Raw genomic sequence first — 15,465 nt, forward strand, 5'->3', positions numbered from 1 at the left:
GCCGCACGTGGCGATATGGCCAGAATGCCGTCGGGTGCCGGTGCCGCCTCAGTGCCCGGGAGTGTGCAACCGGCGCAGCGAACCCAGTACCAGCCGATCGCTGGCCAACTCGTAGGCCTGTCGCTCCGACAGGGACTCCACCGAGCGCAGCATCGCCCTGATCTCGGTGTGGACCCGCGGCTGAGCGGCCAATAGTGCCGCGATCTTGTCGTCGACCGCCGCGTCGAGCGCGTCGACGTCCTCGGTGACCTCGTTGAGCAGACCGATCCGAACCGCCTCGTCACCGGATACCGGCATCCCGCTGGCCGTCAGCCAGAATGCCGCCCGGCGGCCCACCATGTGCGGCAGCCACGCCAACACCAGCGCGGGAGCCAGGTTGATGCGCACCTCAGGAAAGCTCAGCCGGGCCGCGCGGGTGGCCACGGCGACGTCGCACAGCGCGGCCAGGCCGACACCGAAACCTGCTGCGTCGCCGTGCACCCGGGCCACGGTCACGAGGCTGGTGGATGCCAGTGCGTCGTTGACCGCCACCAGGCGGCGGACTTCGCCGGGAAGGTCGTCCGGCGTCGCGGCCGTGCGTTCGCGGCCCATGCAGAATTGGTCACCGGCCCCGGACAGCACCAGGACGTGCACACCATCGGGCGGGTTGGTCAATACGCCCGCCAGCGCATCGCACATCGCCATCGTCATCAGGTTGCCGTCCGGGCTGTCGAGCCGTGCGTTGAGCACCGCGCCGTCCCGCTCGAAGTGCAGCCCGGGGGCCGTCGAGATCTGCTGCGTCGCAGTCATATCAGTTGAGCCTTTCCAGGGCGATGCCGCCGTACCAGTCGACGTCGTCGGGTGCCGTGCGCACGGTGACCGCCCGCACGTGGGTGAAATCGTTGAACGACTCGGTGCCACCCTCGCGGCCGTGGCCGCTCTCGCGCACCCCGCCCCAGGGCGAGCAGGGATCGAGCCGGTGATGGTCGTTGACCCAGACGATGCCCTGTTCCAGTTTCGAGGCGACTCTGTGCGCGCGCGCCACGTCACGGGTCCAGATCGACGACCCGAGGCCATACGGGCTGTCGTTGGCGATCGAGATGGCGTCCTGCTCGTCGCGGAACGGAATCACCACCAGCACGGGGCCGAAGATCTCTTCGCGGGCGACCCTCATCTGATTGTTGACATCCGAAAGGACGGTCGGCGCAATGAAGTAACCGTCGAGGCCGGGAACCTCGACGGCCTTGCCGCCGGTGGCCAACGTCGCCCCCTCGGAAACGCCGATGTCGACATAGTTCAGGATGCGCTGGCGCGCGCGTTCCGAGATCACCGGACCGAGCTGTGTTCCGGCCTCGCTGGGGTCACCGATCTTGATGCTCTCGGCCTGGGCGACGAGACCGGCGACGAAATCGTCGTACACACTCTCCTGCACCAGGATCCGGGTGCCGGCGATGCACGTCTGGCCTGCACCGACGAATCCGCCGAAGGCCGCGCCTCGTGACGACACCTCGGGGGCAATATCGTCGAACACCAGAACCGGTGTCTTGCCGCCCAATTCGACCGTCGACTTCGCGAATCGTGAGGCGGTGGCCACCGAGATGATGCGGCCGACCTCCGTGCCGCCGGTGAACACCACCTTGTCGACGAGCGGGTGCTCGGCCAGCCCTGCGCCGGTGACGGGCCCCAATCCTGGAATGACGTTGAACACCCCGGGCGGAATGCCGGCCTCCAGCGCGAGCGCGCCGATCAACAGCGCCGTCAGCGGCGTCTGCTCAGACGGTTTGAGCACCACACTGTTTCCGGTGGCCAGCGCCGGGGCCACGCTCTTCGAGGCGATCATCAGCGGATGATTGAACGACGACAGGGTGGCCACCACGCCGAGCGGGAACCGCGACGTGTAGGAGTGGTACTGGCCCGACATCGGCACCACCGAGTCCCGGCCGGCCAGCAGCAGCGCCGCGTTGTACCGGTACCACTCCGGAAGCCGGGTGATCTGCGCCTTGGTCTCGGTGATGGGCCTGCCGTTGTTGACCGTCTCCAGCCGGTACAGCTTGTCCATGTCCCGCTCCAGCAGATCCCCGAATCGGTTGAGGATGCGGGACCGTTGGTGGATCGGCATCTGCGACCACACACCGGAGGTGAAGGCGTTGCGCGCGGACACCACGGCGTCGTCGGTGTCCTCGATGCTGGCGCTGTGGCAGCGGGCGAACACCCGCGCCGTCGCAGGATTGATCAGCTCGAGGATCTCGCCGCGGCCGGGCCGGTGCTCGCCATCGATGAGCAGCGGCTGCGCATGCTCGCCGTTGACAGCTCCGTTGGTGGTCGCGGAAGAGGTCATGACCGGTTCAGACATTCGGATTCTTTCTGGTCTGGCAGGTGATCAGGCGCCGGCCGGAGTGGCGGCGCGCTGGCGTGAACTGGCTTCGAGGTCTTCGAATCGGCGCAGGATCGACGACTCCAGGACGGCCACCTCGGTGTTGGACGCCTTGCGGGGGCGGGGAAGGTCGACAGCGATGTCCTCGTGAATCGTCCCGCCGGGGGCCAACATCAGGATGCGGTCGGACAGTTCGGCGGCTTCCTTGACGTCGTGGGTGACGAAGACGACCGTCTTGCGGGTCTGGGCCCACAGTTCTTGGAGGTGCTCGCGCAGGCCCCGTGCGGTGATCGCATCGAGGTGGCTGAACGGCTCGTCCATCAGCAGGACATCGGGCTCGATGGACAGGGCGCGGGCGATGCCGATGCGCTGCTGCTGACCGCCCGAGAGTTGACCGGGCCACTTCTTCTCGGCATGCCCGAGCCCGACTCGCTTGAGCGCCTCGCGGACGCGTTCCTTGGCGGCGTCGTCGCGCACCGGTTGGACGTACATCAGGTTGTCGAAGATCGACCGCCAGGGCAGCAGCCGCGGCTCCTGGAACACATACGCCAGCTTCGCCGGCTTACCCGACTGCCCGATGGTGACGGTTCCCGAGGTGGCGGACTCGATTCCGGCGATGATGTTGAGCAGCGTAGTTTTGCCGCAGCCCGACGGTCCGACCAGAGAGACGAAGGACTGGTCGGCGATCTCGAATCCGATGTTGTCGATGACGGTCTGCGGGCCGGTGGGTGTTCCGAACACCTTGACCAGGTTGGTGACAGTGACGTTGGCCATGAAATCTCCTTGGGATGAAGCGGGATCTACGCGGCGGCGGCCGCTGTGGGTTCTCCGGGAACGGATTCACCGTCGCGCCACCGGAAGGCCCGTCGGGACAACCGCTCAAGCAGAACGCGGTCGGTGAGGACCATGAAGAGGATGAAGAAGGCGATCCATGCGACGAAGCCGGGCAGCTGGTTCGCGTCGTACCAGTAGCGGGCCCGATGTCCGACGCCGTCGGCGGAGCCGAACCACTCCGACAGCAGGAGGCCGTTCCACCCTGACATCACCCCGAACCGGATACCGGCGACTGCGTATCCCGTGATGGCGGGCAGTACGGCATGTCGAAGCCGCCGCGACGGAGGTACGTCATAGGACTGCGACATGTCCAACAGGGCCGGCGGCACCGAGCGGGCGCCGGCGGCGACGTTGACCACGACGAAGGGAACCGCGGACAGGATGACGGTGACGATCGGCGCGGTATCGGCGAAGCCGAACCACATGGCGCACAACAGGGCCCAGATGACTGCCGGGATCGCCAACCCGACCAGGTTCACGTCGCCGAACAGGTCGTCGAAGATCCGGAAGGATCCGATGGCGAGACCGATGGCGATACCCAGGACGATCGAGATCAGCATGCCGATCGCGAAACGCTGCATGCTGATCGCGAAGTTGTAGAAGAACTCGCCGCGTTCGATCTCGGCCATCGCGGCCTTGACCACCGGCCCCGGGCCGGGGATGCGGTCGCCGAATGTGCCGGCGAGCTGCCACAAGACCAGGAACAGCACTGCGGCGGCGGCACCGGCGCCCACGGGCCCGGTCAGCCACTTGGGCCCGGAAGAACCTTTGGCGGTCACCGTGTCGTCACGGTCTTTCACGGGTGCGCTCATGTCAGCGGCCCCCTCTCCATGCAAAGAACCGTTGTTCCAACTGGGCCAGGAAGACTCGCTCGATCAACAGGATGAAGATCACGAAGAATCCCGTCCAGGCAAGGACGCCGGAAATCGAAAACTCTTGAAAGGACTGACGAATCATGAAGCCGATGCCATTGCGGCCGCCGAACACCTCGGTGAGCGCCTCGACCTTCCACGCCATCGCGAAGCCGTACCGCAACGCCGCGAACAGGAACGGCATCACCGAGGGCAGGAAGACCGACTTGAGGACATCGCCGCGCCCGAGCCCGTAGACCGTGCTCATGTCGACCAGGCGGCGGTCGACTTCTTCGACGCCCTGTGCGACGTTGAGCGCCACGTAGGGCAGTGCGACGAAGGCGACGACCACGACGGGCCCGACAGCCCCGATCCCGAACAGGATCAAGGCGAACACTGCGAAGGCCAGGCCGGGAACGTTGCCCAGGACCAGAAGTGGCTGCTGCCAGAAGTACTTCCAGTACTTGACGCGTCCCATCAGCAGGCCCAGGGGCACCCCGAACACTGTTCCGATGGCGAAGCCGAGCGCGATCTTGACGATGCTGGCGCCGAACTGCACGAATGCGGTGCCATCGGAGGCCAGGTGCCACATCTCGGCACCCACCGTCCACGGTGCCGGCAGGACGTACTCGGTGAACAGCACCAGCGAGCAGAGCGACCACACTGCCACCAGCAGGGCGTAACCGATGAGATGCAGTCCGAAGCGGCGCGCGGATGCGGCCACCGGGCGGGCGGGCGCCGCCCCCGTTTCCGGGGAGGCGCTCACCTCGTCAGCGGAGTGGTTGGCGGTCACCGTCACGACTGGCCACCCTGCTCAGATGGACGGAACTTCGGCTGTGCCTGCTCTTCGGCCATGAAACCGGTCTCCTTGAGGAACGGGAAGATCTGCGATTCGCCGTCGGCCCAGGCCTGGTCGAATCGGACGTCCCGCACGAACCAGTCGTGATCGCCGATGTAGTCCTGCACGAAGGCGACGTCCTCGGGTGCCTCGACCGCGAAGTGCTGCGGGTAGGTCTCGATGATCGTGGCTTTGTTGGCTTCCCACTCCGAGAGGCCCCGCTGCCAGACGTCGAGGAAGAACTCGACCTTGTCAGGGTTCTCCTGGGCCCATTCGTTGCCGGCCAGGAAGACGTTGATCATCGGGCCTTCGTGCTCCGGTACGACCAGCTCGGAGTACATGTCCGAGGAGGCCTTGCCGTCGTAGAGCACCTTCAGCTCTCCGCTGCGAAGTCCCGGTGCGGCGAACTCGGGCAAGCACAGGCAGGCCGCAACCTCACCCTTCTCGACGAGGTCTGCCTGCTGCTGCGGGTCGGACACGATGAGGTTGTAATCGCCGCCGCCGGTGCGGAAGTCGACATCATGCATCTTCTTCGCGTACGCACCCCACACCAAGGTGGCGGACACGGCGGTGTACGCCGAGATGTCTTGACCCTTGAGATCAGCCAGTGTCTGGGCGGGGTTGTCCGCGCGGGTGATGATCACACTGCGATCGAGGTTGTACTTGCCGATGATGACGGTGTCGCGGCCGGTTTCCTCTTCGATCACCGGTACCTCATAGGAGGCGGAGGACACGATGTCGGCATGTCCGCCGGCGAACACCCCGAACTCGTCCCAGGTGGACGAAGCCTCGATCGTGATGCCGGACTCCTTCTCCATCTCGGAGAGGATGCCCTGTTCGGTGATGTAGTCCCACACCGGATCCGGGGCGAACGTGAACCTGATGGTTCCGCCTTCGCCACTGCCCCCACCGGAGTCCGGTCGGGAAACGCATCCGGACATCGCCACTGCAGTTGTGGCGGCCAGTAGCGCGGCCGTCAATCGGCGTCCCAGACCATTCACGATTGTGTTCCCTTCACTTGAGCGCCCCGCGGCGTCGTCGCCGTGGGTGCGAGTTCTTGATGAGTGCCGTCGTGGTAGCTCACGAGTTCGTCGCTGCCGGTCGCCGTCGGGTTCTCCAACAGGTAGGACAGGATGTAGTCGTGCGAGGTCGCCAGGTGCTCCTTGGTGAGCTGGGCGGCCAGGACGGCGTCGCCGCCTTCAACCGCCTGCAGAATGGCGGCGTGTTCGGCATGTAGGTGCTCGGTCTGCCCGATCACCTCGAGGTGCATATGCAGGTAGCGGTCGGTGAGACGGCGCAGTTGTTCGACCAGTTCGATCATGCGTGGCCGCCCGGCCAGTTTGTAGATGGCGCCGTGAAACTCGGCGTTGGCAGCCAACCAGATCGGGGCTTCCTTGCTGTCTTCCATCACCGACATCTGCTTGCGCATCATCAGAATGTCCGCGCGGCCCACCTTCGGCACCGCGATGCGGGTTGCCAGCGGTTCGACGGCTTCGCGGAGCTCGTAGAGCTCTTGGAGCTCGGGCACCGACATTCCGATGACCACCGCGGTGGCGTTCGAGGTCGGGTGCACCAGCCCTTCGCCGGCCAGCATCTGCAGGGCGTCGCGCACCGGGATGCGGCTGACGGCGAACCGCTCCGCGATGCTCAACTGCGACATCCGGGACCCGGGTGCAATGGCCCCGTGCAAGATCTCGGTCCGCAACGTCTCCGCGATACGACTCGCCGCACTCTGGTATGCCATCTCGCCTCCATGTGTACTAAGTGCTTTGAATGTATACATCGCGGGGTGTGCGGTCAATCACTTCGGCAAAACAGTGGGATTGCCGTCACAATTGCGGGCTTTCCCGCAGCTCACGCGTCGACGTGATCCCAGGATGGCGCGGCGGAGGGTGCCCACGGCACGGACTTGCCTCGGTACTTCGCGACCCGTACATCACCGGAGCGGGCATGCCCCTCGAAGAACTCGACCCGGGCGGCGCGGCCCAGTACCTCGCCCAGCGCGGCGCTCGCCGCGCGGTCGGTCACTTCCTGATAGGTCACCGTCTTGAGGTACTTGCCCACCCACAGGCCGCCCGTGTAGCGAGCGGCGCCTCGCGTCGGCAGCGTGTGATTGGTGCCGATCACCTTGTCGCCGTACGACACGCAGGTTCCCTCGCCGAGAAAGAGCGCTCCGTAGTTGCGCATGTGGGACAACGCGTCCCGAGGGTTCTCGGTCAGAATCTGAACATGCTCGCTGGCGAACCCGTCGGCGAGCTCGTACGCCTCGTCCAGGTCCCGCGCGACGATCACCTGTCCGTGGTCGCGCCACGCCGGCTCGGCGTAGTCGCGTGTCGACATCGTCGGTAGGAGCGCCTCGATGTGCTCTCCGACGGCCACGGCGAGCGTCTCCGACGTGGTGATCAGGATGGCCGGTGAGTCGGGTCCGTGTTCGGCCTGCGACAGCAGATCGACGGCCACGATGAACGGATCGGCGTGGGCATCCGCCACGATCAAGGTCTCCGTCGGTCCGGCGAAGAGGTCGATGCCGACCTGACCGAACAGCTGGCGCTTGGCCTCGGCGACATAGGCGTTCCCGGGCCCCGCCAGCAGGTCGACCTTGCCGATGGTTTCGGTACCGAGGGCCATTGCGGCCACTGCTTGCACGCCACCGAGGAGGTAGATTTCGTCGGCGCCGGCAAGGCTCATCGCGGCCACGGTCGCCGCAGGTACTTCACCGCGAATCGGGGGTGTGCACGCGGTGACCCGTTCCACGCCTGCGACTTTCGCGGTCACGATCGTCATATGCGCCGACGCGACAAGGGGGTAGCGGCCACCGGGGATGTACGCGCCCGCAGCCGACACGGGGATGTTGCGCTGTCCGAGGAAGACGCCGGGTTCGGTCTCGACCTCGAAATCCCGCAGCGACGCCAGCTGATGCTCGGCGAAGGTCCGGACGTTGCGCTGCGCCAGCTCGATGTCGGTGATGGTCTGGGCGGGCACGGTGTCGATGATCGACTCGATCTGGTCCGGGGTGAGGCGAAAGTTCTCCGGCGCCCACTTGTCGAACTTGAGGGAGTATTCGCGTACCGCGTCGTCGCCGCGACGACCGATGTCGGCGATGACGTGTGCGACGGTGGCGGCCACGTCGTCGTTGCGTTCCGACCTTGCTTCGGCTGCGGCTGCGCCTTTGAGCACCTTGGGCATGTGACTGGCATCCTTTTCGTCGCTGAGTGTGGCCGCGACGCTACGTCGCATACGTATGCAACGTCAATAGGCTTGCATGTTTTGCTCATTGCCACCAAGATCGGACCAACGGGTAAGGCGCTGGTGCATACGTAAGCAAGGGGTGCGGTGGCATTCACGAGCCATGACGTCGCCAAGATCGCAGGCGTCTCGCAGTCGACCGTGTCCCGCGCACTGCGCGGCGTACCCGGCATAGCCCCCGAAACGGTCGCCCGGGTGCAGGAGGTGGCGCGGTCGCTGTCCTACGTCCCCAGCGAAGCGGGCCGAACCCTGTCGACGCGGCAGGCACGGTCCATCGGCGTCTTCACCGCGGAGCTGACCAACCCTTTCTACCCGGCCCTGGTTGAACCGGTGCGAAATCGTCTGGAGCAATCCGGATTTCGGACCATACTGCTCGCCGAGCCGGACGCTGCCGGCGCCGCGGAGAATCTGCCGCATGGCGTGGTCGACGGCGCGATCATCGCGACCGCGCACCTCGGGTCGCCTCTACCGGCCAGCCTTCGGGCGCGAGGGATACCGTTCGTGCTCGTCAATCGTTCCGTCGACGGAGTGGAGTGCGATCGGAGCACGGTCGACAACATCGCCGGCGGCAGGCTCGCGGCTGAGTTTCTGGCCGACCTCGGTCACCGGGAAGTCGGCGTCGTCTTCGGTCCCGGCGACACCAGCACCGGCCGGGACCGCGAGCACGGCTTCCGGCTCGGGATGAGTGAGCGTGGCGTGCCCATTCCGCCCGAGCGTGTGCGACACGGCCAATTCAGTTACGAGACAGGCTATTCGGCCGCATCGGTCCTACTGGGTCAGGCGGCGTCTCCCACTGCCTTGTTCTGCGGCAACGACGTCATCGCGCTCGGTGCGCTCAACGCGGCCCGGGCGAAAGGCCGCGACGTCGGGCGCGACCTCACCATCGTGGGCTTCGACGACATCGCGATGGCATCGTGGGAGATCGTCGATCTCACCACGGTCCACTACGACCTGACGGCCATGGCGCAGACAGCGGCAGATCTGATGGTCGCCCGCATCGCCGAGCCGGCATCGCCGTTTCGCGACGTCACCCTGACCCCCGAGATCGTCACCAGGGGGTCGCACCACCGGGTCGGCTGACGGTGCCCTCGGTCAGCAACCCAGCCACCGCAACGCATTGCTGCGCAACACGTCTCGATCCAAGCCGAGCGCCGACGCGGATCTGACGGGGTGCTGATCGGCCATGTCGAACGGGTAGTCGGAGCCGAGGGTGATGCGGCCGGGATCGATGACCTTGCAGAGCAGTTCGCCGGCCTCGACGGAATGGGCCAGGGCGTCCGCGTAGACGTGGCGACGGAAGACCTCGCTCGGCGGTTCGGCGGTGTCGGCGCGGACGTCCGCCCGCATGCGCCAGCCATGATCCCAGCGCCCGAGCAGCGCGGGCGCAACCCCGGCACCGTGGACGAATGCGATGCGCAGCGTGGGAAGGCGATCGAAGGTCCCGTCGAGCAGGATCGAGGCGATGGCCGTCGCCGATTCCACCGGATTCCCGATCAGATTCTGCAGGTAGTGGTGGTTGAAGCCGGGACGGGGCTGCTGCGTCGGATGGACCAGCACGGCCAGGCCCGCCTCGGCGCAGGTGTCGAGGACGTGGTGGAGCTCGGGGTCGCCCAGGGTCAGGGATCCGACGACCGGCGGTACCGCGACACCGCGGATGCCTTCTGCGGCAAGATACTTGACCTCCGCCGCGGTGGCAGCGCGGTCCTGCACCGGTAGAACGCCGATGGGAACCAGTCGGTCCGGATTGTCCTCGCACATGCGGATCAGACCGTCGTTGACGCGGCGCGCGTAGTCCGCGGCCGCGTCGCGCTCGGCTGTCACGGCGAAGGCGTACGGCGGCGCCGACACGACCCGCACCGCGATGTCTTCGGTGTCCATATCGGACAGGATCCGGCCCACACCGGAGATCTGATCCCGCGTCACGGCGATCGGAAAATCTCCGAGATGCAGCTCGCCGTCGCGCTCGGTCAGGCTCCGCACGCCCGTCGCGGCGGGAATGTCGTAGCAGTCCTCGGGCAGCAGGTGGGCGTGGATGTCGATGTGGCCCGGTGCCAAGAAGGACGTGCTGGGCGAGTGAGTCATGGCCTCTTCCGTGAATGCCGATGGACGATTCGGTGGAAGTCTAGGGGCCGGGTCGGGGAAGGCGGATCGTCGATCGGAGAAAGTGGGGGCCTGCAGATTCTCCTATGAGCGAATCCGGTCCGGCACACTGTGACGGTGGACGACAGCACCTCACCTGACCTTGCGATCGCCGGCATCTCGGTGGACGACCTGGTGCGGGCATTGGGCGACAACGTGACGAGGGCAATCGATGCGGCGGCCGACGAGACCACCAGGGTTCGGTCCCTCGACGTCTACCCCGGCAGCGCCGACCAGGGCGTCGACCTGGTCATTGCGGTCGGGGTCCGGCCGGATGAGTGGCCAGAGGTCATCGCCGCGTGCGCCGACAGGGGAGCCTGCGTCCTCATCGCCGAGCGTCTTCCTCGCGAGGCGCAGCCGATGATCCGCGCTGCTGCGGACGAGGCTGGTCTCTGCCTGCTCGAGCGTTCCCCCGACCTGCCATGGCTTGAGCTGGCCGACTCGATCCGGGACCTGATTCTGCAGTCCGGCTTCGGTGACATCCGTGGATCAGGCGTTGCCGTCGAGGGACTCGCGGGATTGGCCGAGTCGCTCGCGGAGATGCTCGGGGGACCGGTCATCATTGAAGACGCGAAGTTTCGGGTGCTGTCTTATTCGAGCTCGACCGACCAGGTCGACCGCGGACGCGACATCGCGATCCTGGGCCGCAGGATTCCCGATGAGTGGCTTCGCCACCTCGACTCGCTGGGCGTCATCGACACTCTCCTGGGCACCGACGAGGTGGTGGCCGTCGAGGACGGACCGTTCGAGGCACGCCGACGGCTGCTGTGTTCCATTCGCGCAGAACGGTTTCTGCTCGGAATCCTGTGGGTCGCCGAGGGGGACACACCACTTCCGGTCGACGTGTACGAGCGGATGGCGTCGGCGGCGCGTGCAGCCGCGCCCTTTCTCCTGCGCCATCAGGAAGCGGGTTTCCGGGGACGGTCGACACAGGACGGGCAGGTCCGCCGTCTCCTCGATCAAGGAACCATGGCGCACTCTGCGGCCGAGGAGTACGGTCTGGCGCCGGCCGCCCGCCACGTGGTGTTCGGACTGCGCACCTCGCCTGACGTCCTCCTGAGCAATCTGGATCGCAACCGGGTCGTCGAATCTGTGCAGATGTACTGCCAGTCCTACCGGTGGCGGGCCGCCACCACCAGCATCGGACACACCGTCTACTGTGTGCTCGCGCTCGACGCCCACACTGCGGACCACCGGATCCGGGATTTCGCGGCGGCGATGGGAGACCACATCGGGCGGGTCCTGTTGGGCCGGAGTGTTCACGTCGCACTCAGCCGGAGCGTGCGCGGGTTGACCGACATCCCCGCCGCGCGCAACCAGGTTGACAGAGTGTTCGACACCTTTGCGGCGGCAGACGGGGTGACGATCGTGAGCTACGACGATGCGGTCGCTCGTATCGCGCTGTCCGACGTGTCGCACTTCGTCACGACCGCCGGCATCAGCCACCCGAAACTGGACCTGCTGCGGACGGAGGATCGGGACAGCGGCTCTGTTTACGTCGCAACGCTGCAGGCGTACCTCGCTGCGTTCGGTAACGTCGTCGCTGCGTCGCATCAGCTCAACATCCACGTGACGACCTTGCGATACCGGCTCAAGCGCATCCAGTCGATCTCCGGACTCGATCTCGCGGACCCCTCGGAACGTCTCCTGTGCGAACTGCTCCTGCGCCCCTGATGGTGCGCGGTGCCGTGGCAGCGACATTCATCGCAAGGGCGTACGCCAGGCGGTCGGTTTTCGCCATTTCGAGCAACAGCAGCCCCGGTCGGGCGCCGTAGGTTGCGTAGGACAAGGCGCACATCCACGACAGCGCACATCCACGACAGGCGGAGCGACGATGACGACGAGCAAGACACCCATCACCTTCGATCTCTTCCATGAGCTCTACGAGTCCTGCAACAACTGGAACCGTTGGGGCAGCGAGGATCAGCGCGGAACGCTGAACTACATCACCCCGGAGGTGATCAGTGCCGCCGCTTCGCTGGTGCGGTCCGGCAAGGCGATCTCGCTGCAGCTGCCGCTCGACGGCAACGGTCCGCAGACCGGTGCGTTCGGTCGGGTCAACCCGGTGCACCAGATGGCCGCCACCGGCACCGATCATCTGGCCGGTACCCAGACCTACAGCGCAGACCCGTTGGGCTGGGGCTTCGCCGACGACAGCCTCTTCCTGTTCCTTCAGGGCGGAACCCAGTGGGACGCACTGGGTCACATCTTCCGGGACGGCAAGATGTTCAACGGATTCAGCGCCGGCGAGGTGACGTCGTCGGGCGCGGCGCGCGGTGGGGTGGAGAACATGCCCACGATCGTGACGCGGGGAGTCCTGCTCGACATCCCGCGGGTCAAGGGACGCACCCACCTGGAGCCCGGCGAGGCGATCACCCCCGAGGACTTGGACGAGGCCTGCGAATTCCACGGTGTGACCGTGGGACGCGGTGACATCGTGCTGATTCGCACCGGGGACATGGCCGCGCGGCGTGACCTGCCCGGCTGGGGTGGTTTCTCCGCGGGAGACGCACCCGGCTTGTCGCTGTCGGTGGCGCGTTGGCTGCATGAGAAGGAGGTCGCGGGAATCGCGACCGATACCTGGGGTGCCGAAGTCCGGCCCAACGAGCTGGAAAACACGTTCCAGCCCTTGCATCTGGTGATGATCGTGTCGATGGGTCTGCTGGTCGGCGAGATCTGGTACCTGGACGCGTTGGCGCAGGATTGCGCGGAGGACGGCCGCTACGAATTCCTGTTGGTGGGGCCGCCGCTCGTCATCCCCGGGGCCGTGGGATCACCGGTGAACCCACAGGCCATCAAGTGACCGCTGGAGCCGTTGACGCTCTGGTCAGCGGCGCCTCGCTGAAAGGTAAGCACGCCTGGGTGACCGGCGCGGGTTCGGGTATCGGCCGGGCGTCCGCGGTCGCTCTGGCCCGACTGGGCGCCTCGGTCAGTCTGGTCGGCAGAACCGCAGAGTCGCTCCACGAAACAGCGCGACTCATCGCCGATCACGGGGGCGTCGCCACCGTGCGGGCGGGCGACGTCACCGACGAATCCTTTGTCGCGACGATGATGGCCGACGAGCGCGTCGACGTCCTGATCAACAGCGCCGGCCGCAACATTCCCGCGCGCCTCGACGAAATCACGCCGCAGGCATACGAGTCGGTCATGGCCGTCAATGTCGCCGCGGTGCTGTTCGTGACGCAACAAGCAGTCGCACGGATGCGGTACCACGGCGAGGGAGGATCGATCGTGTCGATCGGCTCGCAGATGGGGCATGTCGGCGGCCCGAACCGAATTCTGTACTGCTCGTCGAAGTGGGCGCTGGAGGGGATGACCAAGGCGCTGGCACTGGAATTGGCTGCCGAGGGAATCCGCGTCAACACCGTTGCCCCGACGTTCATCCACACCGAGCTGACGGCCCGCAGCCTCGCCGATCCGGAGTTTCGGGACTGGGTACTGGGAGAGATTCCGCTGGGCCGACTCGGGTCGGTGGACGAGGTGGCTGCGGCGGTGGCCTACCTCGCCAGCCCGGCGTCGTCGCTCACCACCGGCACCTCGCTGCTGGTGGACGGAGGCTGGACCGCGCACTGAGCCGTGAAAGCGTGTGTGGGGGTGCCGCCGCGGCGGCACCCCCACACACGCTTTGTGTTGTTGGTCAGGCGTTTTCGGGGAAGCCGAGGTTGATGCCGCCGTGGCTGGGGTCGAGCCAGCGTTGGGTGATGGCTTTTTGGCGGGTGAAGAAGTTGACGCCGTCCATGCCGTGGGCGTGGCTGTCGCCGAAGAGGGAGTTTTTCCAGCCGCCGAAGCTGTAGTAGGCCATGGGGACGGGGATGGGGACGTTGATGCCGACCATGCCGACCTGGACTTCGTTTTGGAAGCGGCGGGCGGCGCCGCCGTCGTTGGTGAAGATCGCGGTGCCGTTGCCGTAGGGGTTGGTGTTGATCAATTCCAGGGCTTGGTCGTAGGTGTCGACGCGGACGACGGAGAGGACGGGGCCGAAGATTTCGTCGGTGTAGACGCTCATCTGGGGGGTGACGTTGTCGAGCAGGGTGGGGCCGAGCCAGAAGCCGTCTGCGGCGCCGTTGGCGGTGACGGTGCGGCCGTCGACGACGACTTTGGCGCCGTCGGCTTCGCCGGCGTCGATGTAGGAGGCGACTTTGTCGCGGTGGGCTTGGGTGACCAGGGGGCCCATGTCGGAGTCTCCTGCGCCGTCGCCGATTGTGAGGTCGGTGGTGCGTGCGGCGATTTTGGCGACCAGGTCGTCGGCGATCGGGCCGACCGCGACGGCGGCGCTGATGGCCATGCAGCGTTCTCCGGCGGAGCCGAAGCCGGCGTTGACCATGGCATCGGCGGCCAGGTCCAGGTCGGCGTCGGGCAGGATCACGGCGTGGTTTTTCGCCCCGCCCAGGGCTTGGACGCGTTTGCCGGCGGCGGTGCCGGTGGCGTAGACGTATTGGGCGATGGGGGTGGATCCGACGAAGGACACCGAGGCGATCTTGGGGTTGGTCAGCAGTTCGTCGACGGCGGTCTTGTCGCCGTGCAGGACGTTGAACACTCCGGCGGGGAGGCCGGCTTCGGCCCACAGCGCGGCGATCCACAGTGCGGCGGTGGGGTCTTTTTCCGAGGGTTTGAGTACGACGGTGTTGCCGCAGGCGATGGCGATGGGGAAGAACCACATCGGGACCATGGCGGGGAAGTTGAAGGGGGAGATGACTCCGACCACGCCCAGGGGTTGGCGGATGGAGTAGACGTCGACCTTGGTGGAGGCGTTTTCGGTGAATCCGCCTTTGAGGAGGTGGGGGATGCCGCAGGCGAACTCGACGACTTCCTGGCCGCGCGAGACTTCGCCGAGGGCATCGGAGACCACTTTGCCGTGCTCGCTGGTGATGATCTCGGCGAGTTCACCCTTGCGCTCGTTGAGCAACTCGCGGAATTTGAACAGGATCTGAGTCCTCTTGGCCAGCGAGGTGTCGCGCCACTGCGGGAACGCCGCGGCGGCGGCATCGATGACCACACGCGCGTCCTCCACCGACGCCAACGCCACCTGCCCGGTCGTCTCACCCGTAGCCGGATTCGTCACCGCAGCAGTCGCACTGCTCGCGCCAGCGAAGGCCTCGTTGTTCACCCAATGCGAAATCGTCTGTGCCATCTATCGGTGCCTTCCAGCGTTGTCGACTCCGAGCACGTACGCGCACGGGGATACCCCAAGTATTCATGCGCTG

14 protein-coding genes are annotated in these 15,465 nt (G+C 66.3%); 4 read left to right on the forward strand and 10 right to left on the reverse strand.

Going from position 1 to position 15,465, the window contains the following annotated elements; genetic code table 11:
- Nucleotides 1-48: 48 nt before the first annotated feature.
- The 8 genes from EL337_RS08110 to hisD form a co-directional block, all read right to left on the reverse strand.
- Nucleotides 49-789, reverse strand: coding sequence for an enoyl-CoA hydratase/isomerase family protein (locus EL337_RS08110; protein WP_083442939.1), 741 nt, complete (start codon nt 787-789; stop codon nt 49-51).
- Nucleotide 790: 1 nt separating this feature from the next.
- Nucleotides 791-2,332: an aldehyde dehydrogenase gene (locus tag EL337_RS08115; protein ID WP_170216913.1), complete on the reverse strand. Its 1,542-nt coding sequence runs from the start codon at nt 2,330-2,332 to the stop codon at nt 791-793.
- A gap of 27 nt (nt 2,333-2,359) precedes the next feature.
- Nucleotides 2,360-3,127, reverse strand: a complete 768-nt coding sequence (locus EL337_RS08120) for an ABC transporter ATP-binding protein (RefSeq protein ID WP_048635534.1) — start codon at nt 3,125-3,127, stop codon at nt 2,360-2,362.
- A 26-nt stretch (nt 3,128-3,153) separates the two neighbouring features.
- Nucleotides 3,154-3,999, reverse strand: a complete 846-nt coding sequence (locus EL337_RS08125) for an ABC transporter permease (protein WP_053086879.1) — start codon at nt 3,997-3,999, stop codon at nt 3,154-3,156.
- A gap of 1 nt (nt 4,000) precedes the next feature.
- Complete coding sequence (locus EL337_RS08130) at nt 4,001-4,837, reverse strand: ABC transporter permease (protein ID WP_053086878.1); 837 nt, start codon at nt 4,835-4,837, stop codon at nt 4,001-4,003.
- On the reverse strand, nt 4,834-5,877 hold the full coding sequence (locus EL337_RS08135) for an ABC transporter substrate-binding protein (protein WP_048635533.1): 1,044 nt from the start codon (nt 5,875-5,877) through the stop codon (nt 4,834-4,836). Before EL337_RS08135 ends, EL337_RS08130 begins: the two co-directional genes overlap by 4 nt.
- The gene (locus EL337_RS08140) at nt 5,874-6,620 is read right to left on the reverse strand and encodes a GntR family transcriptional regulator (RefSeq protein ID WP_048635532.1); all 747 of its coding nucleotides are present in this window, start codon (nt 6,618-6,620) and stop codon (nt 5,874-5,876) included. Before EL337_RS08140 ends, EL337_RS08135 begins: the two co-directional genes overlap by 4 nt.
- Nucleotides 6,621-6,730: 110 nt before the next feature.
- Entirely contained in the window at nt 6,731-8,062 is a 1,332-nt protein-coding gene (hisD, locus tag EL337_RS08145; protein WP_048635537.1) for a histidinol dehydrogenase, read from the reverse strand.
- A 147-nt stretch (nt 8,063-8,209) separates the two neighbouring features.
- On the opposite strand from hisD, the gene EL337_RS08150 reads away from it, so the two are divergent.
- Complete coding sequence (locus EL337_RS08150) at nt 8,210-9,202, forward strand: LacI family DNA-binding transcriptional regulator (RefSeq protein ID WP_048635531.1); 993 nt, start codon at nt 8,210-8,212, stop codon at nt 9,200-9,202.
- A gap of 12 nt (nt 9,203-9,214) precedes the next feature.
- Here the strand turns inward: EL337_RS08150 and EL337_RS08155 are convergent, their stop codons facing one another.
- Nucleotides 9,215-10,204: an amidohydrolase family protein gene (locus EL337_RS08155; RefSeq protein ID WP_048635530.1), complete on the reverse strand. Its 990-nt coding sequence runs from the start codon at nt 10,202-10,204 to the stop codon at nt 9,215-9,217.
- A gap of 135 nt (nt 10,205-10,339) precedes the next feature.
- On the opposite strand from EL337_RS08155, the gene EL337_RS08160 reads away from it, so the two are divergent.
- The 3 genes from EL337_RS08160 (at nt 10,340) to EL337_RS08170 (ending at nt 13,834) form a co-directional block, all read left to right on the forward strand.
- Entirely contained in the window at nt 10,340-11,935 is a 1,596-nt protein-coding gene (locus EL337_RS08160) for a PucR family transcriptional regulator (RefSeq protein WP_126316537.1), read from the forward strand.
- 160 nt (nt 11,936-12,095) lie between these two features.
- The gene (locus EL337_RS08165) at nt 12,096-13,064 is read left to right on the forward strand and encodes a cyclase family protein (RefSeq protein ID WP_048635528.1); all 969 of its coding nucleotides are present in this window, start codon (nt 12,096-12,098) and stop codon (nt 13,062-13,064) included.
- The gene (locus tag EL337_RS08170) at nt 13,061-13,834 is read left to right on the forward strand and encodes an SDR family NAD(P)-dependent oxidoreductase (RefSeq protein WP_197724205.1); all 774 of its coding nucleotides are present in this window, start codon (nt 13,061-13,063) and stop codon (nt 13,832-13,834) included. Before EL337_RS08165 ends, EL337_RS08170 begins: the two co-directional genes overlap by 4 nt.
- A 64-nt stretch (nt 13,835-13,898) precedes the next feature.
- Here the strand turns inward: EL337_RS08170 and EL337_RS08175 are convergent, their stop codons facing one another.
- The gene (locus tag EL337_RS08175) at nt 13,899-15,392 is read right to left on the reverse strand and encodes a CoA-acylating methylmalonate-semialdehyde dehydrogenase (RefSeq protein WP_126316539.1); all 1,494 of its coding nucleotides are present in this window, start codon (nt 15,390-15,392) and stop codon (nt 13,899-13,901) included.
- Nucleotides 15,393-15,465: the final 73 nt, after the last annotated feature.

Source organism: Mycolicibacterium aurum, from assembly GCF_900637195.1.
In the GTDB taxonomy this organism is placed as follows: domain Bacteria; phylum Actinomycetota; class Actinomycetes; order Mycobacteriales; family Mycobacteriaceae; genus Mycobacterium; species Mycobacterium aurum.

What these genes read in the sequence shown, in the direction of transcription:
- EL337_RS08110 (WP_083442939.1), bottom strand. Translation starts at nt 789, where the DNA reads ATGACTGCGACGCAGCAGATCTCGACGGCCCCCGGGCTGCACTTCGAG.
- EL337_RS08115 (WP_170216913.1), bottom strand. Translation starts at nt 2,332, where the DNA reads ATGTCTGAACCGGTCATGACCTCTTCCGCGACCACCAACGGAGCTGTC.
- EL337_RS08120 (WP_048635534.1), bottom strand. Translation starts at nt 3,127, where the DNA reads ATGGCCAACGTCACTGTCACCAACCTGGTCAAGGTGTTCGGAACACCC.
- EL337_RS08125 (WP_053086879.1), bottom strand. Translation starts at nt 3,999, where the DNA reads ATGAGCGCACCCGTGAAAGACCGTGACGACACGGTGACCGCCAAAGGT.
- EL337_RS08140 (WP_048635532.1), bottom strand. Translation starts at nt 6,620, where the DNA reads ATGGCATACCAGAGTGCGGCGAGTCGTATCGCGGAGACGTTGCGGACC.
- hisD (WP_048635537.1), bottom strand. Translation starts at nt 8,062, where the DNA reads ATGCCCAAGGTGCTCAAAGGCGCAGCCGCAGCCGAAGCAAGGTCGGAA.
- EL337_RS08155 (WP_048635530.1), bottom strand. Translation starts at nt 10,204, where the DNA reads ATGACTCACTCGCCCAGCACGTCCTTCTTGGCACCGGGCCACATCGAC.
- EL337_RS08165 (WP_048635528.1), top strand. Translation starts at nt 12,096, where the DNA reads ATGACGACGAGCAAGACACCCATCACCTTCGATCTCTTCCATGAGCTC.
- EL337_RS08175 (WP_126316539.1), bottom strand. Translation starts at nt 15,392, where the DNA reads ATGGCACAGACGATTTCGCATTGGGTGAACAACGAGGCCTTCGCTGGC.